This is a genomic window from Streptomyces sp. NPDC002730, assembly GCF_042888805.1.
Taxonomy (GTDB): Bacteria; Actinomycetota; Actinomycetes; order Streptomycetales; family Streptomycetaceae; genus Streptomyces.
On sequence record NZ_JBIAQG010000023.1, the window covers coordinates 1 to 20,061 of the forward strand.

A 20,061-nucleotide genomic window follows, 5' to 3' on the forward strand; every position below is an offset into this window, starting at 1 on the left:
CGCAGTGAGGGGTATGACCCGCTGCAGAGGCTCATGGAGCTGTTCGAGGGCGTCAACATGAAGTCGATGAAGGCGGGCAAGGCGGAGGAACTCCTCGCGCTGCCGTTGGACGAGCGCCTCAAGCGCCGCATCATCGACGGCGAGAAGAACGGCCTGGAGGCAGACCTCGACGAGGCGCTCCAGATCCGCCCCGCCCTCGGCATCGTCAACGAGACGCTGCTGGACGGCATGAAGGTCGTCGGTGAGCTGTTCGGCTCGGGCCAGATGCAGCTGCCGTTCGTCCTGCAGTCGGCCGAGGTGATGAAGAACGCGGTCGCGTATCTCGAGCCGCATATGGAGAAGTCGGATGCGGAGGGCAAGGGCACGATCGTTCTGGCGACGGTCCGCGGGGACGTCCATGACATCGGCAAGAACCTTGTCGACATCATTTTGTCCAACAACGGCTACAACGTGGTCAACCTGGGTATCAAGCAGCCGGTCTCGGCGATCCTGGAGGCCGCGGAGGAGCACCGGGCCGATGTGATCGGCATGTCGGGTCTGCTGGTGAAGTCCACGGTGATCATGAAGGAGAACCTGCAGGAGCTGAACCAGCGCAAGATGGCCGCCGACTACCCGGTCATCCTCGGCGGCGCCGCACTGACCCGGGCGTATGTCGAGCAGGATCTGCATGAGATCTACGAGGGCGAAGTCCGCTACGCGCGTGATGCGTTCGAGGGGCTGCGGCTGATGGACGCCCTGATCGCGGTCAAGCGCGGCGTCCCCGGGGCCGTCCTGCCCGAACTCAAGCAGCGCCGGGTCCGGGCCGCCGCGAACGCGGTGATCGAGGAGCGTCCCGAGGAGGGCTGGGCCCGCTCCGATGTGGCCGTCGACAATCCGGTGCCCGCCCCGCCGTTCTGGGGCACGCGGGTGATCAAGGGGATCCAGCTGAAGGAGTACGCGTCCTGGCTGGACGAGGGCGCGCTGTTCAAGGGGCAGTGGGGGCTGAAGCAGGCCCGTACGGGGGACGGGCCCACGTATGAGGAGCTGGTGGAGAGTGAGGGCCGGCCGCGGCTGCGGGGCTGGCTGGAGCAGCTGCAGACCAGGAACCTGCTGGAGGCGGCCGTGGTCTACGGCTACTTCCCGTGTGTGTCCAAGGGTGACGATCTGATCCTGTTGAACGAGGACGGTTCCGAGCGGACCCGGTTCTCCTTCCCGCGTCAGCGCCGTGGCCGGCGGCTGTGTCTGGCGGACTTCTTCCGTCCCGAGGAGTCCGGCGAGAGGGACGTGGTCGGTCTGCAGGTCGTCACCGTCGGCTCCAGGATCGGTGAGGCGACCGCCGAGCTCTTCGCGTCCGACTCCTACCGCGACTACCTCGAACTGCACGGCCTGTCCGTGCAGTTGGCCGAGGCACTGGCCGAATACTGGCACGCCCGTGTCCGTGCGGAGCTCGGTTTCGCGGGCGAGGACCCCGCCGATGTGGAGGACATGTTCGCCCTGAAGTACCGGGGCGCCCGTTTCTCGCTCGGCTACGGCGCCTGCCCCGATCTGGAGGACCGCGCGAAGATCGCGACCCTGCTGGAACCCGAGCGGATCGGTGTCCAGCTGTCCGAAGAGTTCCAGCTCCACCCGGAACAGTCCACCGACGCCATCGTCATCCACCACCCCGAAGCGAAGTACTTCAACGCACGTTAGTCGAACGAGTCGTACACTGGTCGGTCCAGTGCAGGCCGGTCGCCTTCCCAGCTGGGAAGGCGACCGGCCTTCTCGTCCCTAGTGGAGGTGTGCCGGATGACCAGTACGGTCCCCGCGTCCTTGACCCGTTCGGCCGAAAGCTCTGCCCTTCAGGCCGTCTTTCTCGACATGGACGGCACCCTCGTGGACACCGAAGGCTTCTGGTGGGACGCGGAGGTGGAGGTCTTCGCCGATCTCGGCCATCGACTCGACGAGGCGTGGAAGGACGTGGTGGTCGGTGGTCCCATGACGCGCAGCGCCGGGTATCTCATCGAGGCCACCGGCGCGGACATCACGCTCGCCGAGCTGACCGTGCTGCTCAATGATCGCTTCGAGGATCGCATCGGTCGCGGTGTGCCGCTGATGCCCGGTGCCGCCCGGCTGCTCGCCGAGCTCGCCAGGCACAACGTGCCCACCGCGCTGGTCTCCGCCTCCCACCGCCGCATCATCGACCGGATCCTTGCCTCGCTCGGCCCCCAGCACTTCGCGCTTTCCGTCGCGGGTGACGAGGTGGCGCGGACGAAGCCGCACCCCGATCCCTATCTGCTCGCCGCCCAGGGGCTGGGCGCCGAGCCGGCGAGATGCGCCGTCATCGAGGACACGGCGACGGGTGTGGCGGCCGCCGAGGCTGCGGGCTGCCGGGTGGTGGCCGTGCCGTCCGTGGCGCCGATCGCGCCCGCCGACGGCCGGGTGGTCGTACGCTCGCTCGAAGAAGTCGACCTTGTTTTTCTGCGGACTCTCATCACCACAATGAACTGATGCGTGTACTGTCCGTGTTTCTTGAATGCACGGGAAACTCTCGGCACCGGATCGCTCATTTTCCGTGACATGAGCAACTGCTTTCCGGCGTCCCGTAAGGGGTTTCACTGCGTGACGTTCGTCACGCTCAGTGGTATTGAAGGGATAGGTCCAGACCGTTCCGTGCCCGTCCAGGGCGGGTCGGTCCCGCCGTTCTGTCCGTATTGATGGAGTGGTGTGCGAATCATTCCGTGGCGCAATCATCCACTCACAGGCACAACTGATCACTGAGCGAATACGCTCCAACTCAGGCGCGGTCAAGCTTTCCTGGCGTTGCCGACTAATCTCATCGCGAGAACTTCGCCGCATCATCGATGTGCCCCGGCGGCCATCAAGCCGACGCGAACACAGAACTGATCGTTCTGTTCCCCGGCCCGATCGCACCGCCCCGAACGGGCGGTCGCGGCGGAGTGTCCCGTAAGCATCGCTGTATCCCAGTGCCGGATGAGGGAGTACGTCCAGGATGAACCGTAAGACTTTGGTGCTGCCGGCCGTGGTCGGCCTGCTCGCGCCCGTGCTCGTCGCCTGCGGCGGGACGGACGGCGGGTCCGGCGGCGGTGGTGCCATTGTCGTGGGCACCACGGACCAGTTCACCGCCACCGCGGACGCGCCCGCGCCCCTCGACCCGGCCTACGCGTACGACACCGGCGCCTGGAACGTGCTCCGGCAGACCATCCAGACGCTGATGCACGCGCCGCGCGGCGGCGGCGAGCCGGTGCCCGACGCCGCCCAGTCCTGCTCCTTCACGGACAACGCGAGCGAGAGCTACCGCTGCAAGCTGCGCAGCGGGCTGCAGTTCGCCGACGGCACCCCCATCACCGCCGACGATGTGAAGTTCTCCATCGAGCGTGTGCGGGACATCAACGCCGACAACGGTACGGCCGCCCTCCTCGCGAACATCGACACCATCGAGGCCAACGGCGACGAGGTGGCCTTCCACCTCTCCACGCCGGACGCGACCTTCCCGTACAAGCTCTCGACGCCGGCCGCCGGCATCGTCAGCAAGAAGAACTACGAGGGCAAGAAGCTCCGCGACGGCTTCCAGGTGGACGGCTCCGGCCCGTACACCATGAAGACGGAGACCAAGGGCGAGAACATCTCCAGGGTCGTCTTCACCAAGAACCCCAAGTACCAGGGCGACCTCAAGCTCCTCAACGACAAGGTCGAGCTGCGATCGTTCCCGGACGCCGCCTCCATGGGCAAGGCGCTGGAGGACGGGGACATCGACGTCATGACCCGCGCGATGTCGCCCGAGCAGATCAAGGATCTGTCCGAGAACCCCAAGAAGGACATCGAGCTCACCGAGATGCCGGGTCTGGAGATCCGCTACCTCGGCTTCAACACCAACGACCCGTCGGTGAAGAACAAGGCGGTCCGGCAGGCCATGGCGGCGGTCGTCGACCGCGGTCACATCGCCGGCGAGGTGTACGGCTCCACCGCCGAGCCGCTCTACTCGCTCATCCCGACGAGCATCGCCGCGCACACCAACTCCTTCTACAACAAGTACGGCGAGCCGAGCCGCAGCAAGGCCGCGGAGATCCTCAGTGCCGCCAACATCACCACGCCGGTGAAGCTGAAGCTCCACTACACGACCGACCACTACGGTGCCGGTACGGCCAAGGAGTTCGAGGCGCTCAAGAACCAGCTGAACGCCACCAAGCTCTTCGACGTCACCGTCGAGGGCGCCGAGTGGTCGAAGTTCCGGCCCGCCCAGAAGCACGGTGACTACGCGGTTTACGGACTGGGCTGGTTCCCCGACTTCCCGGACCCCGACAACTACATCGCCCCGTTCCTGGACAAGGGCAACTTCCTCAACACCCCGTACGTGAGCACCGTGGTCCGCGACCTCATCCCGCAGTCGCGGCGCTCCGCGGACCGCACCGCCGCGTCCAAGGCCTTCACCCAGATGCAGGACATCGTCGCGAACGACGTCCCGGTGCTGCCGCTGTGGCAGGGCAAGCAGTACGTCGCCGCCCGCGTCGGTGTCACCGGCGTCGAGCGGGTGCTCAACTCCAGCTCCGACCTGCAGCTCTGGGAGCTGGGTCGCGGCACCGCATGACCCCCGCGGTATCCGGATAGACAAGCGGCGGCGGGCATCAGCCCGCCGCCGCTTGCTCTTCCCCCGGTGCCCTACTGCGCGCCGGGACGCACCAGACCGCTCTCGTACGCGTACACGGCGGCCTGTACGCGGTCGCGCAGGCTCAGCTTCGTCAGGACATGGCCCACATGTGTCTTGACGGTGGTCTCGCTGACGAAGAGGTCCGCGGCGATCTCGGCGTTGGACAGACCCCGAGCGACGAGCTTGAGCACCTCCACCTCACGCTCGGTCAGCGTGTTCAGCGTGTTGGGGACCGGCTCCTCGCCGGACGGCAGATGGTCCGCGTACTTGTCGAGCAGCCTGCGGGTGATGCTCGGCGCCAGCATCGCCTCGCCCGCCGCGACCACCCGGATCGCCTGCACCAGCTCATCGGCGGGCGCGTCCTTCAGCAGGAAGCCGCTCGCGCCGGCGCGCAGCGCCTCCACCACATACTCGTCGAGGTCGAAGGTGGTCAGCACCAGCACCTTGGCCGGACCGTCCCGGCCGGGCCCGGTGATCTGCCGGGTCGCCTCGACCCCGTCCATCCGCGGCATCCGGATGTCCATAAGCACCACATCGGGCTGCAGCGCCCGCACCTGGTCCAGAGCCTGGAGGCCGTCCCCGGCCTCGCCGACGACCGCGATGTCCTGCTCCGCCTCCAGAATCATCCGGAAGCCGGTACGCAGCAGCGGTTGGTCGTCGACCAGTAGGACGCGGATAGCCACGGGTACTCCTTCGTTTAGACCGGGCCCATTCTGCCCTGGCCATCCTCCGCCGATGCGGTCGGGGAAATGCTCAGCGGATAAACCGGGGGAGTGCCGCCGAATTCCGGACAGACTTCCTGGTGGTCGCACCAGCCGCACAGCTTGGTCGGCCGCGGCCGCCAGTCGCCCGTCTCGGTCGCCTGCTTGATCGCGTCCCAGAGCGCCAACAGCTTGCGCTCCATACGCTCCAGGTCCGCCGGGACCGGGTCGTACGTCAGCACATCGCCGCTGCCCAGATATACGAGCTGCAGCCGACGCGGCACCACGTCCTTCAGCCTCCAGATCACCAGGGCGTAGAACTTCATCTGGAACAGCGCGCCCTCGCTGTACTCAGGACGCGGGGCCTTGCCCGTCTTGTAGTCGACGATCCGTACCTCGCCAGTGGGCGCGACATCGACCCGGTCGATGACGCCGCGCAGCCGAAGCCCCGACTCCAGCTCCGTCTCGACGAACATCTCCCGCTCGGCGGGCTCGAGCCGGGTCGGGTCCTCCAGCGAGAACCACCGTTCGACCAGCCGTTCCGCCTCACCCAGCCAGCCCGCCAGCCGCACGCCGTCGGCATCCTCGGCGAACAGCTCGCCGAGCTCCGGCTTTGTCTCGAGCAGCCGGTCCCACTGACCCGGGATCAGCGACTTGGCGCGCGGAGCCGTACGCTCAGCCGCCGGGGCGTCGAAGAGTCGCTCCAGCACCGCGTGGACCAACGTGCCGCGGGTAGCTGCCTCACTGGGCTTCTCCGGCAGCCTGTCGATCACCCGAAACCGGTACAGCAGGGGGCACTGCATGAAGTCGCTCGCCCGCGACGGCGACAGCGATGTGGGCTGCTGGCTCGTACTCATGACTCAGACCCTACGGCCCGCCACTGACAGCGAGCGGAATACCATCGACGTCAGACGCTGCGCATTGCATGATCGAGATGCATGATCAAGATGATCGAGATGACCGAACGAGCGACGTACTCCGCAACGAAGGGAACCCGTGAACGAGGACGACACGAGCGGTGATCGCGAGCGGCCGCAGTCCGGAACGGGGGGAGCGAACCCCGGCGGAGGCAAGCCGCGGCGCTCCGACGGCCCCGGCGGCGGAATCCTCATGGGCCGTCCCTTCGGGGTGCCTGTCTACGTCGCCCCCAGCTGGTTCATCGTCGCCGCCCTCATCACCTGGGTGTTCGGCGGCCAGCTCGACCGGGTGCTCCCCGAACTCGGCGGCGTCCGCTATCTCGTCTCCCTCTTCTTCGCGGTTGCCTTCTACGCTTCCGTACTCGTCCATGAACTGGCGCACACGATCGCCGCGCTGCGCTTCAAACTGCCGGTGCGCCGCATCCAGCTCCAGTTCTTCGGCGGCGTCTCGGAGATCGAGAAGGACTCCGAGACCCCGGGCCGGGAGTTCATCCTCGCCTTCGTCGGGCCGCTGCTCTCCCTCGTCCTGTCCGGCGTCTTCTATCTGGGGATGAAGGCCGTCGAGCCGGGCACCGTCCCCGGCGTGCTGCTCGCCGGCCTGATGATCTCCAACCTCATCGTCGCCGCGTTCAACCTGCTGCCCGGCCTGCCGCTGGACGGCGGCAGGATGCTGCGCGCCGTCGTCTGGAAGATCACCGGCAAGCCGATGTCGGGCACGATCGCCGCCGCCTGGGTCGGCCGGGCGCTGGCCGTCACCGTCCTCATCGGCCTGCCGCTCCTCACCCACACCGGAGCGCTCGGCAATGCCACCGAGGACATCGGCGGCATGGAGACCGTCACCGACGCGCTGCTCGCCGCGATCCTCGCCGCGATCATCTGGACCGGGGCCGGCAACAGCCTGCGGATGGCGCGGCTGCGTGAACACCTCCCGGAGCTCGAGGCCCGTACGCTCACCAGACGCGCCGTTCCCGTCGAGTCCGACACCCCGCTCTCCGAGGCCCTGCGCCGCGCCAACGAGGCCGGAGCCCGCGCCCTGGTCGTCGTCGACGGCCACGGCGACCCGAAGGCCCTGGTCCGCGAGACAGCCATCGTCGGTGTCCCCGAACACCGCCGCCCCTGGGTCGCCGTCAGCGGCCTCGCACAGGAACTCACCGAGGGCATGAAGGTCTCGGCCGAACTGGCCGGCGAGGCGCTCCTCGACAGGCTCAGGGCCTCGCCGGCGACGGAGTACCTGGTGGTCGAGGAGACGGGCGAGATCTACGGCGTCCTGTCCACGGCAGATGTCGAGCGCGCGTTCGTCGCCGCCATGGCCCGGCCTGCTTCTTCTTAGAGGCTCGGTTCGCCTCCGGGGCGCCTTCAGCGTCTGTCGACGGTCGACCGTGCTCGACCACTCGGCTTCTTCTTGGAGGCTCGGTTCGCCTCCGGGGCGCTTTAGCGTCTGTCGACGGTCGACCGTGCTCGACCACTCGTTCCTCGCGGCCTCCGCGCGCTCTCCCTTTCGACACCCGCGCGCCCCTTCGGCTCACTCGCCGCAGAGGTGAGCGCTCGGGGCGGGCCAGGCCCACGGGCGCGGCGGGCTCGGCTCACTCGCCAGGCGGCTGGGGTGGGGTCGTCAGGACCCACGGGCCGGGCGGCCGGGGCAGGACCCGCGAGGTTCGGGGACCGCGCCCGGCTCGCCAGGGCGAGGCTGTCCCGCAGGCTTCACGTGGTCATCGGGGCCCGGCCCGGCCCGGTAGGCTGTTCACATGTCCGAACCGACCGGTGCCGCCCGCCGACGCGGGCCCTTCAAGGTCGGGGACCAGGTCCAGCTCACCGACCCCAAGGGACGCCACTACACGTTCACGCTCGAGGCCGGGAAGAATTTCCACACCCACAAGGGTTCCTTCCCGCACGACGAGCTGATCGGGGCTCCCGAGGGCAGTGTTGTCCGTACCACGGGAAACGTCGCCTACCTCGCGCTGCGCCCCCTGCTCCCCGACTATGTCCTGTCCATGCCCCGCGGCGCCGCCGTGGTCTACCCCAAGGACGCGGGGCAGATCCTGGCCTTCGCCGACATCTTCGCCGGCGCTCGCGTCGTCGAGGCGGGGGTGGGCTCCGGCTCGCTCAGTGCCTTCCTGCTGCGCGCCATCGGCGACCACGGCATGCTGCACTCCTACGAGCGCCGCGAGGACTTCGCCGAGATCGCCCAGCAGAATGTGGAGCGCTACTTCGGCGGCCCGCACCCTGCCTGGCAGCTCACCGTCGGCGACCTCCAGGACAACCTGACCGACGCCGACGTCGACCGCGTCATCCTGGACATGCTCGCCCCCTGGGAGTGCCTGGAGGCCGTCTCCAAGGCGCTCGTCCCCGGCGGCATCCTCTGCTGCTACGTCGCGACCACCACCCAGCTCGCGCGCACAGTCGAGTCCATCCGTGAGATCGGATGCTTCGCCGAGCCGCAGCCCTGGGAGTCGATGATCCGCAACTGGCATGTCGAAGGACTGGCCGTCCGCCCGGACCACCGGATGATCGGCCACACCGGCTTCCTCGTCACCGCCCGCCGTCTCGCCGACGGTGTGGAGCCCCCGATGCGCCGCCGTCGCCCCGCCAAGGGTGCGTACGGCGATGACTACGAAGGCCCCAACAAGGGCTGACTCCCGCACAACGCACCGACGCCGCCGCCGAGTTCCCGTGACACCACGGAGAACTCGGCGGCGGCGTCATCGCGTTGACCATCTCCACACCGTGTGTACGTCGGGTGTCTTTACGTGAGAGTTACGGACCCCGCTGTTCCGCACCCGCTGTGACGTATGGCACGATGCAGACTTCCTCCCGTCGCTGACTCCCCGCCGGTACCGCCTTCCCAGGAGACATCCCGCGTGCAGACCTCCGCCGTCCCGGACCTCGCGCACACCGACGCCCGCCCGGTGCACTGGCTCGCCACCGCGACGGCGATGGCAGCGGTCGTCGCGGCCGCCGGACTGCTGCAGCCCAAGGCCGCCACCGCGTCCCAGCCGGGCTCGCAGCCGCAGATCAGCACCGCCGCAGCCCCGGCGCCCGACCCCGCGGGAGTGCAGCTTCCGCTGGAGTGCGGCGGCGCGAAAAGTGTGGTGACCAAGAAGGCCTCGGGCGATCTCGACGGCGACGGCAGCCCCGAGACCGTGGCGGTGGCCCGCTGCGACGCAGGCTCCGGCACCCCGCCGAGCGCCATCTTCGTACTTACCCGGGGCAACGGGACGGGCCCGCGCGTCGTCGCGACGCTGCTCGAGCCCGTGCAGAAGCAGAGCGTCGGCGACTTCGCCGTACGTGACGGAGCGGTCACGGCGACGCTGCTCGGCTACTCCTCGCCCGATGTCCCGAGCTGCTGCCCCGACAAGCAGGAGAAGGTCAAGTGGCAGTGGAAGGGCGGGAAGTTCGTACGCACCGCCCCCGCCGAAGCGCTCGGTGTGTGATCCGTCACCCTGCGTCGGGTCCGTAGACCTCGACCCTGTCCGAAACGCGACGTACGTGGATACAGTCGCCCGGGCACTCCTTTGCGGAGTCCACGACATCCCTCAGCAACGGCAGGGGTACGGGCGTTGTGGCGCCCGGGTTCTGGAGCAGTTCGTCGTCGGTGCTCTTCACGTAGGCGAGCCCGTCGATGTCGAGCTCGAAGACCTCCGGGGCGTACTGGGCGCAGATCCCGTCCCCTGTGCAGAGGTCCTGGTCGATCCAGACCTCCAGAGCCTCCCCGACGCCTTCCGTGGGGGCCTCGTGCTGCACGGTCATATCTCCTGCCGTTTCCTTCGTCGGGTGTAGCAATGTGAAGCAAGTCGTGCCAGCCCTGACGGGTGTTGAACGCTTCGACGATACCTCCGCCCGCTTTCCGATGTTGTTGGGTGGGTATTCCCCTGGCGTAAGGGAGAGCGCAAGGGTGAAGATCGGACACACCCCTACCGTCTTTGTGATCTAGGGGTTTCAATCATCACCCACGCAGGTAGGGTCAGGAAGCGTCCAGCTCCCCTTGGAGGAGGTGAGGACCGTGGCAGCCCACGACGACGACATCAACCGCGGCATCCGGCCGGGGCGGGGGTCTGAAGACCCAGCCGGCCAGGTTGCCTATCTCGAGCAGGAAATCGCCGTCCTGCGCCGCAAGCTCGCCGACTCTCCGCGTCATACGAGGATTCTCGAAGAGCGGATCGTCGAGTTGCAGACCAACCTGGCCGGCGTGTCCGCACAGAACGAGCGGCTCGCCAACACGCTCCGCGAGGCCCGCGACCAGATCGTGGCCCTCAAGGAGGAGGTCGACCGGCTCGCGCAGCCGCCGGCCGGCTTCGGTGTCTTCCTGCAGGCGAATGAGGACGGCACATGTGACATCTTCACCGGGGGCCGCAAGCTCCGGGTGAATGTGAGCCCCAGCGTCGAGCTCGAAGAGCTCCGGCGCGGCCAGGAAGTCATGCTCAACGAGGCGCTCAACGTGGTCGAGGCCATGGAGTACGAGCGTGCCGGGGACATCGTCACCCTCAAGGAGATCCTCGAGGACGGCGAGCGCGCCCTGGTGGTCGGGCACACCGACGAGGAAAGGGTGGTGCGGCTCGCGGAGCCGCTGCTGGACATCACCATCCGCCCCGGCGACGCCCTGCTCCTCGAGCCCCGCTCCGGCTACGTCTACGAGGTTGTTCCCAAGAGCGAGGTCGAGGAACTCGTCCTCGAAGAGGTCCCGGACGTCGACTACGACAAGATCGGCGGTCTGGGCGGCCAGATCGAGATGATCCGCGACGCGGTCGAGCTCCCCTACCTCTATCCGGACCTCTTCAAGGAGCACGAACTGCGGCCGCCGAAGGGCATCCTGCTCTACGGCCCGCCCGGATGCGGCAAGACGCTGATCGCGAAGGCGGTCGCCAACTCCCTTGCCAAGAAGGTCGCCGAGGTGACCGGCCAGCCCGCGGGGAAGAGCTACTTCCTCAACATCAAGGGCCCCGAGCTCCTCAACAAGTACGTCGGTGAGACCGAGCGGCACATCCGCCTCGTCTTCCAGCGTGCCCGGGAGAAGGCGAGTGAGGGCACCCCCGTCATCGTCTTCTTCGACGAGATGGAATCCCTCTTCCGCACCCGTGGTTCCGGTGTCAGCTCGGACGTGGAGAACACCATCGTCCCGCAGCTGCTCGCCGAGATCGACGGTGTGGAGGGCCTGGAAAACGTCATCGTCATCGGCGCCTCCAACCGCGAGGACATGATCGACCCCGCGATCCTGCGGCCCGGCCGGCTCGATGTGAAGATCAAGATCGAGCGTCCGGACGCGGAGGCCGCGAAGGACATCTTCGCCAAGTACCTGACGGCTTCGCTGCCGCTGCACTCGGACGACCTCTCCGAGCACAACGGCTCCAAGGACGCCGCGGCACACGCGATGATCCAGTCGGTCGTCGAGCAGATGTACGCGGAGTCCGAGGAGAACCGCTTCCTCGAGGTCACGTACGCCAACGGCGACAAGGAAGTCCTGTACTTCAAGGACTTCAACTCCGGCGCGATGATCCAGAACATCGTCGACCGGGCCAAGAAGATGGCCATCAAGGCCTTCCTCGACCAAAACCAGAAGGGCCTCCGGGTCTCCCATCTCCTCCAGGCTTGCGTGGACGAGTTCAAGGAGAACGAGGACCTGCCGAACACCACCAACCCGGACGACTGGGCCCGGATCTCCGGAAAGAAGGGCGAGCGGATTGTCTTCATCCGCACCCTTGTCACCGGAAAGCAGGGCGCGGACACAGGGCGTTCCATCGACACGGTGGCGAACACCGGGCAGTACCTGTAGAACGCAAACCGGCTGCGGATGCCCGGCCGGGCATCCGCAGCCGGTTGCTTTCTCGACAGGTCCGGCCATACCGGAGCAATGACGCAATTGATCTCCCCACCAGCGCAGAGGCGTTCTAGGCTCTTCGGTACCGCCGAGTCGCGCAGTGCGGGGACGGGCACCGCACACGCACCGGAGAGACAGCGGTACTTGAGCGCCGTTCCCGGAGGGGAGCGACGCCGGGCAAGGAGGGCCGCATGACCGTACGGCGAGTAATGGGCATCGAGACGGAGTACGGAATCTCCGTCCCTGGCCACCCGAACGCCAATGCCATGCTCACCTCGTCCCAGATCGTCAACGCTTACGCGGCGGCGATGCACAGGGCGCGGCGCGCACGCTGGGACTTCGAGGAGGAGAATCCGCTGCGGGACGCCCGCGGCTTCGACCTCGCCCGCGAGGCCGCCGACTCCAGCCAGCTCACCGATGAGGACATCGGCCTCGCCAATGTCATCCTCACCAACGGTGCGCGGCTCTACGTCGACCATGCCCACCCGGAATACAGCTCGCCCGAGGTGACCAACCCGCGCGACGCCGTGCTCTGGGACAAGGCCGGCGAACGCATCATGGCGGAGGCCGCCGAGCGCGCGGCCCAGCTCCCCGGCGCCCAGCCGATCCACCTCTACAAAAACAACACCGACAACAAAGGCGCTTCCTACGGGACCCACGAGAACTATCTGATGAAGCGGGAGACCGCCTTTTCGGACATCGTGCGCCACCTGACGCCGTTCTTCGTCTCCCGCCAGGTCGTCACTGGCGCCGGACGGGTCGGAATCGGCCAGGACGGCCATGAACACGGCTTTCAGATCAGCCAGCGCGCCGACTACTTCGAGGTCGAGGTCGGGCTCGAGACCACCCTCAAGCGGCCCATCATCAACACCCGCGACGAGCCGCACTCCGACGCCGAGAAATACCGCAGGCTCCATGTGATCATCGGCGACGCAAACCTGTCGGAGATCTCGACCTATCTCAAGCTGGGCACCACGGCCCTGGTCCTGTCCATGATCGAGGACGGCTTCATCGCCGTGGACCTGGCCGTCGACCAGCCGGTACGCACCCTGCACCAGGTCTCCCACGACCCGACCCTGAAGCGGCTGGTCACGCTGCGCAGCGGCCGGACACTCACCGCAGTCCAGCTCCAGATGGAGTACTTCGAGCTGGCGCGGAAGTACGTCGAGGAGCGCTTCGGCGTGGACGCCGACGAACAGACCAAGGACGTCCTGATCCGCTGGGAGGACACGCTCAACCGGCTCGAGAACGACCCGATGAGCCTGTCCGGTGAGCTGGACTGGATCGCCAAGAAGGAGCTGATGGAGGGCTACCGGCGGCGTGACAACCTCGAGTGGGACGCGGCACGACTGCACCTGGTGGACCTCCAGTACGCCGACGTACGCCCCGAGAAGGGCCTGTACAACCGGCTGGCGGCCCGCGGGAAGATGAAACGGCTCCTGGACGAGCCGGACGTCGCGCGGGCCCGGACGAAGCCGCCCGAGGACACCCGTGCGTACTTCCGCGGTCGCTGCCTGGAGCAGTACGCCGACGACGTCGCCGCGGCCTCCTGGGACTCGGTGATCTTCGATCTGCCGGGCCGGGACTCGCTGCAGCGGGTGCCGACGCTGGAACCGCTGCGCGGTACACGCAACCACGTCAAGGAGCTCCTGGACCGGTGCCGGACCGCGGAAGACCTGGTCCGGGTGCTGTCCGGGGGCTGAAATGGTTCCAGTCCGGGAATCATCGAGGTGGTCCCCGGACGTTGAGGCAAGTGCGGGGCCGATGTCGGACCCTGCTTGTAGGGTCTGATCTTGACCGAGCGAACTCACGTCAGGGCAAACCGAGCGGGGTGAGGGATATGGCGACCAAGGACACCGGCGGCGGACAGCAGAAGGCCACGCGTTCCACTGAGGAGACCGAGGAGCAGACGCAGGAAGCGCAGGCTTCGGAGGACCTCAAGGAGCGCCAGGAGAAGCTGTCGGACGACGTCGACTCCGTACTGGACGAGATTGACGACGTCCTCGAGGAGAACGCCGAGGACTTCGTGCGTTCCTTTGTCCAAAAGGGCGGGGAGTAGCACCTGTTGTCCGTCTGCGGTGCCGTCGGCGAAAGCCGGTGGCACCGGGGCGGATGACCGGCGACGGCGCGGGTAAGGTCCGTGCACAGTTCGTAAGATCGGCCCGCGCCCGACATGGCGGGCCGCCGCCAATCCGGAAGGAAACGCGTGGAAGCCAACCCTCGTAGCACCGGGCGTCTGCCGGCAGCCTTCCTGACGCCCGGCTCGTCCTCGTTCATGGACTTTCTGGGCCAGCACTCCCCGGAGATGCTGCCCGGCAAGCGCGTCCTGCCGCCTGTGCAGGGCGCCATCGAGGCACCGCACGGGACGACCATCGTCGCGACGACCTTTCCCGGCGGTGTGGTGCTCGCCGGTGACCGTCGGGCGACCATGGGCAACATGATCGCCCAGCGCGATATCGAAAAGGTCTTCCCGGCCGACGAGTACTCGGCCGTGGGCATCGCCGGCACCGCCGGTCTCGCGGTGGAGATGGTCAAGCTCTTCCAGCTCGAGCTGGAGCACTTCGAGAAGGTCGAAGGCGCCCAGCTCTCCCTGGAGGGCAAGGCCAACCGGCTCTCCACCATGATCCGAGGCAACCTCGGCATGGCCATGCAGGGCCTGGCCGTCGTGCCGCTCTTCGCGGGCTACGACGTCGACCGGGAGAAGGGCCGCATCTTCTCGTACGACGTGACGGGCGGCCGCTCCGAGGAGCACGGCTACGCGGCCACCGGCTCCGGTTCGATCTTCGCCCGCGGGGCGATGAAGAAGCTGTACCACGACGACATGACCGAGCAGCAGGCCGTCACTCTGGTCATCCAGGCGCTGTACGACGCGGCCGACGACGACTCGGCGACCGGCGGGCCCGATGTGGCCCGGCGGATCTACCCCATCGTCACCGTCATCACCGACGAGGGCTTCCGCAAGCTCACCGAGGCCGAGTCCTCCGAGGTCGCCCGCTCGATCCTGGAGCGGCGCCTCGAACGGCCCGACGGCCCGCGCGCCTCGCTGCTCTGATGCCCCCTTCTTCTGAACCGATATGCCACTGACAGAAAGGGACGGATAGCCGGTGTCGACGCCGTTCTATGTCTCACCCCAGCAGGCCATGGCCGACCGGGCGGAATACGCCCGGAAGGGCATCGCCCGTGGTCGCAGCCTCGTCGTGCTGCAGTACACCGACGGCATTGTCTTCGTCGGTGAGAACCCGTCCCGTGCCCTGCACAAATTCAGTGAGATCTACGACCGGATCGGCTTCGCCGCGGCCGGCAAGTACAACGAGTACGAGAATCTGCGGATCGGCGGCGTGCGCTACGCCGATCTGCGCGGATACACCTACGACCGCGACGATGTGACGGCCCGTGGGCTCGCCAACGTCTACGCCCAGACCTTGGGCACGATCTTCTCCAGTGCGGCCGAGAAGCCGTATGAGGTGGAGCTGGTCGTCGCCGAGGTCGGCGCCACACCTGAGGGCGACCAGATCTACCGGCTGCCGCACGACGGATCGATCGTGGACGAGCACGGCTCGGTCGCGGTCGGCGGCAATTCCGAACAGATCAGCACCTACCTCGACCAGCGGCACCGTGACGGAATGTCGCTGGCGGAGGCACTGAAGCTGGCCGTCCAGGCCCTGTCCAACCAGACCAACGGCAACGACCGGGAAATCCCCGCGGAGCGGCTGGAGGTGGCGGTCCTGGACCGCACGCGACCGCAGCAGCGGAAGTTCAAGCGCATTGTCGGGCGGCAGCTGTCGCGGCTGCTCGAGGCCGACGGCGCCGCGTCGACCCCGACGGATGCCCCGTCGGACACCGAGGAGACGGAAGAGGACGCCGGGGAGTAGCCCGGACCGCTGACCACGACCGAAGACGACCGCTGACAACCACATACATGGCTTTACACGGCTGCGCCCCGGACCGCCTTGTGCGGTTCCGGGGCGCAGCCGTATCGCCGGCTCAGGGGAGCGCCCAGTGGTGGAGGCGTTCGCAATCCCGGGTGAGCCAGCTCCCGTCACCGAGCGGGGTCGCCTCAGCGCCGACCGGCACGGGGTAGCGGACCCGGCCGAGCGGCAGCAGTGTCGCCGTGTCACAGAGCCAGTGGCGGACCGCCGCCGGGCGCCCGGGAAGGTACACCCGGCCGGTGACCAGGACATGCGCGGTATCGAGCAGATACGCACCGGTGAACTCGTCGTTGTCGGGGTCGACGGCCAGTTCGCCGAGGTCGAGCAGTCCGGCCGGGTCATCGGCGCTCACATCGTGTGACGCGAGCTCGTCGCGGTCGTCATTGTGGGCGATCGCCTCGGCGCGCCGCAGCGTGAGCACACGCGACGTATCCGGCAGGAAGTCGATCACCTCGCGCATGGTCGTGCCGCCGCGGATGTGCAGCCCGTCCCGGCGCGGCTCGATCCACCAGGTCGACCAGCTGTACCAGGCCGTCCAGCAGGAGAGAGCGAGCAGCGAGCCGTCCGGATGCCACCGCTGCGTCACGTCCGAGGCGACCGCACCGATCGGCCGCCGCGCTCTGACCTGGCCGGACGCGGTGTCGATGAGGAGCAGGGCGTCGCGGGCGTACCGGTGCCGGGGCGGATCGTCGTAGACCAGCGCCGCAGGGGTGTCGCCGTCGGCGAGCGTCGGAACCACGACGCTGATGAGCCCGCCGTCCGGGCTCGCGGCCGGGGCGCCCGGTGGACTGGGGTTCCACTGACCGCCGTGCCAGGGCGCGTGGGGCAGTTCCCAGCGGGTGCTGCCGTCGGGGTCCAGGGCGCGGATTCGGGTGCCCTCGGCGACGACGAGGCCGCCGTCGGGCAACGGGGTCGCCGCGGAGTGCGCCGGGAGGCGCAGCGACTGCGTGGGGGACGGCGTGCCGGCGAGGAACGCCTCCCGGTCGTGTATCTCGAGCCGGTCGTCCGTCCTGACGGAAAGACGTCCCTCGGAGAGCGGCTCGATCCAGCCTGCCGCGGGAACCGTTCCGATCAGCGTCGCGTCGATCGGATTCGCCGCCGTACTCATCATGATCGTGATGGTTCCACGGCGGGTCTCGTGGGCTCAAGACCGGTCCGCACGGACGGGATCAGGAGGAGGGGGCGGCCGAAGAGCCCCGTACGACCAGATTCACCGGGAGATCGCCCTCCTCGGGCGGGCGGCCGTCGAGGACCGCGAGGAGAGCGGACATGCCGCGCTCGCCGACCCGTTCCGCAGGCAGGCGCACCGTAGTGAGCTCGGGCTCCACGGCGGTGGCGAGCGCGAGATCGTCGAAGCCGGTGACGGAGATGTCCTCGGGCACCCGCAGGCCCAGCCGCCGTACCGCCTTGCAGGCTCCGGCGGCCAGGATGTCGTCGTCGCAGAGGATGGCGGTGGGCCGCGGTCCCGGGCCGATGAGCGCCCGCTCCACGGCCGCGCGTGCGCTGCCCACGTCGAGCGGCGCGGGGACAGTCCGTACGACGGCGTCGGGGACGTCACGCAGATGCTCGTGGAGAGCCCGGGCCCGTACGTCGAAGGTCCAGGAGGCCACGGCCGAGGCGAGATGGACGAAGCGACGGTGGCCGAGTGCGAGGAGATGGTCCGTCATCTGCCGCATGCCGTCGGCGATATCGAGGTTGACGTGGGCCGCGGCGCCGGGGTCGGCCGGGTCGCTGTCGAGCATCACCAGCGGGAGGTCCGTACCGCGGATGGCCGTCAGCGCCTCGGCGGCCATGGAGGAGGCGATCACCCCGTCGAGCGCGGCACGGGCGGAGGCGAAGGGGTCCTTGGCGGGGCCGATGCCTTCGGGGGAGGGGTAGAGCACCACACCGAAGCCGTGCTCGGCGGCGACGGTGGCCGCGCCCGTGTAGACGCGGGCGAAGAACTCATTGGTGAGGGCCGGGACGACGAGCAGCGCGGTCCTGGTCCGCCCGAGCCGCAGATTGCGGGCGGCGAGATTCGGCCGGTACCCGAGCTCGCGCGCGGCGTCCCGCACCAGCCCGGCGGTCCGTTCGGACACCCTGCCGCGCCACTTGTCACCGAGGACGAGCGACACGGTGGCCTGCGAAACCCCGGCGGCCCGGGCGACATCCCGGCTGGTGGGCCGGGGGCTGCTCTCGCTGCGGTGGCCGGTGGGCGGCTTGCGTTCCGCCGCGGCGTGGGTGGGCGGTTCGCCCGGCCGGGCAGGGCCATGACCCGCGGCCGTGTGGGCGGCGGCCGGTCCGGTTCGGCTCGTCGCTCCGCCGGTGGTGGGCGGTTCCTCGTCCACCGCGCCGCGAGTGGGGCGGTCGCCCGACAGGCCTGGTCGGGCTTCCGCGGCGGCGGCCGGGGCCGTTCCGCCTGCGGGCGCGTCGGAGGTGCGGGGTCCGGCGGAGGGCGCCCCGTCCGCCTCGGTGCCGGCGGGCGGCACTTGGTCCGACGTGCCGCGGGCGGGGCGGTCAGCCGGCTGGAGTGCGCCGGGCCTCTCGGCCGCGAGGGCGCCGCCCGGCCCCCTTTCGCCCGGCCCCCTTTCGCCCGGTCCGGCGGGCTGCCGCCCGCCTGCCACGAGGCCGTCGGTCCCGGGGGCGGGTGCCGCGGGCTCGTCCTGGGACCCGTGTGCCATCGGTGCCGTCCTCCGCCGCTCGGCGCTCGCCGCTCGTTCCGTTATGCGCCCGCGGTGGACCCGCGGACTGCCGACATGGTACGTATGACCGACCACGTTATACGTAAAACCTCGGGTCAGCCGGGAGAGAGGGGCGGAACATGGCCCTGGGAGCCACCGGCTACGCAGACATCCTCAAGGCGCCGCACGCGGCACGGCTGCTCGCCGGCACGCTCGTCGGCAGGCTGCCCAACGCCACCGCCCACATCGCCATCGTCCTGTTCACCCGCGCCGAAGGCGGCAGCTACACCCTCGCCGGGGCGCTTGCCGCCGTGTACGGACTGGCGACCGCGATGGGCCAGCCGCTGCTCGGCCGCGCCGTGGACCTGTACGGACAGCCACGGGTCCAGCTGCCCGCCGCCGTCCTCTCCGCCCTCGGCATGACCCTCCTCGCCGCCGTCGGCACCGGCTCACTGCCCGCCGCGTACGCCGCCGTGGTTGTCGCAGGCCTCTTCACCCCGCCCCTCGAAGGCGGACTGCGGGCCCTGTGGCCCAGCGTTCTCGGCCGTGAGGACCAGGTGCACCGGGCCTACGCCATGGACGCCGTGGCCCAGGAAGTCATGTTCACCGTCGGCCCACTGCTGGTCACCCTGCTCGTCTCGCTCTGGTCGCCCGCCGCCGCCCTGCTCGTCATCAACGCCGTGGGCGTGCTCGGTGCGCTCTCCGTCGTCCTCGCCGAACCGTCCCGCGTCTGGCGTTCCGCCCCCCGCGAGTCCCACTGGCTCGGCGCACTGCGCTCACCCGGGCTGCTCGCTCTCCTCGGCGCCTTCTTCTTCGTCGGCCTCGCGCTCGGCTCCATCACCGTCGCCGGCGTCGCGTACGCCGACGACCACGGCCGCCAGGCGGTGTACGGCTGGCTGATGGCCGCCCTCGGCCTCGGCGCACTCCTCGGCGGCGTGGTCTACGGTGCCCGGCAGTGGGCCGGAGCACCCGAGCGCCGCCTGCGCGTCATCGTCGCCCTCCTCGCGCTCGGCTATCTGCCGCTCGCGCTCACCCCAGGCGTGGTCGCCATGACCGCGCTGTCCGCCGTCGCCGGAATCTTCCTGGCGCCCGCGATCGCCTGCGCCTTCATCGTCGTCGACCGGCACGCTCCGAGCGGCACGGTGACCGAGGCCTTCTCCTGGCTCGTCACGACCTTCGGCGTCGGCGCGGCGGTCGGAACGGCTGTCGCGGGCCCGGCGGTCGAGCTGGGCGGGACGAGCTGGAGCTTCGCCGTCGCCGGAGCCGGAGGGATCGCCGCACTCATGGTTCTGATGGCCACTCAGCGGGTACTCGCAGTTCCCGGCCGTACCAAGGACATCGCGAGCTCATCGGAAAATGATCGAAACGGTGCTGCCGAACCCGGTTTCAGCACAGGCCTTGAGGCGTAATGTTCA

Annotated in this window: 17 protein-coding genes; 12 read left to right on the plus strand and 5 right to left on the minus strand. The window is 68.7% G+C overall.

Annotated elements, in window-relative coordinates; translation table 11 throughout:
- The 3 genes from ACFYXH_RS39180 to ACFYXH_RS39190 form a co-directional block, all read left to right on the plus strand.
- A partial coding sequence (locus tag ACFYXH_RS39180; protein ID WP_389573710.1) for a vitamin B12 dependent-methionine synthase activation domain-containing protein occupies positions 1–1,671 on the plus strand: 1,671 nt, incomplete at its 5' end.
- Between the two features lie 96 nt (positions 1,672–1,767).
- Entirely contained in the window at positions 1,768–2,469 is a 702-nt protein-coding gene (locus tag ACFYXH_RS39185; protein ID WP_389573713.1) for an HAD family hydrolase, read from the plus strand.
- Positions 2,470–2,971: 502 nt separating this feature from the next.
- Positions 2,972–4,567 (plus strand): ABC transporter substrate-binding protein, encoded by a 1,596-nt coding sequence (locus tag ACFYXH_RS39190; protein WP_389573716.1) that lies wholly within the window; start codon positions 2,972–2,974, stop codon positions 4,565–4,567.
- A 71-nt stretch (positions 4,568–4,638) separates the two neighbouring features.
- Here ACFYXH_RS39190 and ACFYXH_RS39195 read toward each other — a convergent pair whose 3' ends face one another.
- Positions 4,639–5,310: a response regulator gene (locus ACFYXH_RS39195; protein ID WP_389573719.1), complete on the minus strand. Its 672-nt coding sequence runs from the start codon at positions 5,308–5,310 to the stop codon at positions 4,639–4,641.
- A gap of 14 nt (positions 5,311–5,324) precedes the next feature.
- The gene (locus ACFYXH_RS39200; RefSeq protein WP_389573722.1) at positions 5,325–6,185 is read right to left on the minus strand and encodes a RecB family exonuclease; all 861 of its coding nucleotides are present in this window, start codon (positions 6,183–6,185) and stop codon (positions 5,325–5,327) included.
- A gap of 139 nt (positions 6,186–6,324) precedes the next feature.
- Here ACFYXH_RS39200 and ACFYXH_RS39205 point away from each other — a divergent pair, with 139 nt between their 5' ends.
- The 3 genes from ACFYXH_RS39205 (at position 6,325) to ACFYXH_RS39215 (ending at position 9,676) form a co-directional block, all read left to right on the plus strand.
- Entirely contained in the window at positions 6,325–7,575 is a 1,251-nt protein-coding gene (locus ACFYXH_RS39205) for a site-2 protease family protein (protein ID WP_389573725.1), read from the plus strand.
- A 415-nt stretch (positions 7,576–7,990) separates the two neighbouring features.
- A complete protein-coding gene (locus tag ACFYXH_RS39210) occupies positions 7,991–8,878 on the plus strand; it encodes a tRNA (adenine-N1)-methyltransferase (RefSeq protein ID WP_326648753.1) in 888 nt (295 codons plus the stop codon).
- 225 nt (positions 8,879–9,103) lie between these two features.
- The gene (locus ACFYXH_RS39215; protein WP_389573727.1) at positions 9,104–9,676 is read left to right on the plus strand and encodes a hypothetical protein; all 573 of its coding nucleotides are present in this window, start codon (positions 9,104–9,106) and stop codon (positions 9,674–9,676) included.
- Between the two features lie 4 nt (positions 9,677–9,680).
- Here the strand turns inward: ACFYXH_RS39215 and ACFYXH_RS39220 are convergent, their stop codons facing one another.
- Positions 9,681–9,992, minus strand: a complete 312-nt coding sequence (locus ACFYXH_RS39220) for a ferredoxin (protein ID WP_389573729.1) — start codon at positions 9,990–9,992, stop codon at positions 9,681–9,683.
- A gap of 253 nt (positions 9,993–10,245) precedes the next feature.
- Here ACFYXH_RS39220 and arc point away from each other — a divergent pair, with 253 nt between their 5' ends.
- The 5 genes from arc (at position 10,246) to prcA (ending at position 15,929) form a co-directional block, all read left to right on the plus strand.
- On the plus strand, positions 10,246–12,012 hold the full coding sequence (gene arc / locus ACFYXH_RS39225; protein WP_389573732.1) for a proteasome ATPase: 1,767 nt from the start codon (positions 10,246–10,248) through the stop codon (positions 12,010–12,012).
- Positions 12,013–12,248: 236 nt separating this feature from the next.
- Positions 12,249–13,760: a depupylase/deamidase Dop gene (gene dop, locus ACFYXH_RS39230; protein ID WP_385306297.1), complete on the plus strand. Its 1,512-nt coding sequence runs from the start codon at positions 12,249–12,251 to the stop codon at positions 13,758–13,760.
- Between the two features lie 137 nt (positions 13,761–13,897).
- Positions 13,898–14,116, plus strand: coding sequence for a ubiquitin-like protein Pup (locus ACFYXH_RS39235; protein WP_326648749.1), 219 nt, complete (start codon positions 13,898–13,900; stop codon positions 14,114–14,116).
- A gap of 147 nt (positions 14,117–14,263) precedes the next feature.
- Positions 14,264–15,109 (plus strand): proteasome subunit beta, encoded by an 846-nt coding sequence (prcB, locus tag ACFYXH_RS39240; protein ID WP_385306298.1) that lies wholly within the window; start codon positions 14,264–14,266, stop codon positions 15,107–15,109.
- Positions 15,110–15,161: 52 nt separating this feature from the next.
- A complete protein-coding gene (prcA, locus tag ACFYXH_RS39245) occupies positions 15,162–15,929 on the plus strand; it encodes a proteasome subunit alpha (RefSeq protein WP_389573737.1) in 768 nt (255 codons plus the stop codon).
- A gap of 112 nt (positions 15,930–16,041) precedes the next feature.
- On the opposite strand, the gene ACFYXH_RS39250 is transcribed toward prcA, so the two are convergent.
- Together ACFYXH_RS39250 and ACFYXH_RS39255 are read right to left on the minus strand one after the other, a co-directional pair.
- Positions 16,042–17,097, minus strand: a complete 1,056-nt coding sequence (locus ACFYXH_RS39250) for a hypothetical protein (protein ID WP_389573740.1) — start codon at positions 17,095–17,097, stop codon at positions 16,042–16,044.
- Positions 17,098–17,155: 58 nt separating this feature from the next.
- Complete coding sequence (locus ACFYXH_RS39255) at positions 17,156–18,313, minus strand: LacI family DNA-binding transcriptional regulator (RefSeq protein ID WP_389573852.1); 1,158 nt, start codon at positions 18,311–18,313, stop codon at positions 17,156–17,158.
- Between the two features lie 473 nt (positions 18,314–18,786).
- Between ACFYXH_RS39255 and ACFYXH_RS39260 the strand changes: the two genes are divergently transcribed.
- On the plus strand, positions 18,787–20,055 hold the full coding sequence (locus tag ACFYXH_RS39260; protein WP_389573741.1) for an MFS transporter: 1,269 nt from the start codon (positions 18,787–18,789) through the stop codon (positions 20,053–20,055).
- The last annotated feature ends 6 nt before the right edge of the window (positions 20,056–20,061 follow it).

Coding starts and splice junctions, on each gene's coding strand:
- ACFYXH_RS39185 (WP_389573713.1), top strand. CDS start 1,768: ATGACCAGTACGGTCCCCGCGTCCTTGACCCGTTCGGCCGAAAGCTCT.
- ACFYXH_RS39190 (WP_389573716.1), top strand. CDS start 2,972: ATGAACCGTAAGACTTTGGTGCTGCCGGCCGTGGTCGGCCTGCTCGCG.
- ACFYXH_RS39200 (WP_389573722.1), bottom strand. CDS start 6,185: ATGAGTACGAGCCAGCAGCCCACATCGCTGTCGCCGTCGCGGGCGAGC.
- ACFYXH_RS39210 (WP_326648753.1), top strand. CDS start 7,991: ATGTCCGAACCGACCGGTGCCGCCCGCCGACGCGGGCCCTTCAAGGTC.
- ACFYXH_RS39220 (WP_389573729.1), bottom strand. CDS start 9,992: ATGACCGTGCAGCACGAGGCCCCCACGGAAGGCGTCGGGGAGGCTCTG.
- dop (WP_385306297.1), top strand. CDS start 12,249: ATGACCGTACGGCGAGTAATGGGCATCGAGACGGAGTACGGAATCTCC.
- ACFYXH_RS39235 (WP_326648749.1), top strand. CDS start 13,898: ATGGCGACCAAGGACACCGGCGGCGGACAGCAGAAGGCCACGCGTTCC.
- ACFYXH_RS39250 (WP_389573740.1), bottom strand. CDS start 17,097: ATGATGAGTACGGCGGCGAATCCGATCGACGCGACGCTGATCGGAACG.
- ACFYXH_RS39260 (WP_389573741.1), top strand. CDS start 18,787: ATGGCCCTGGGAGCCACCGGCTACGCAGACATCCTCAAGGCGCCGCAC.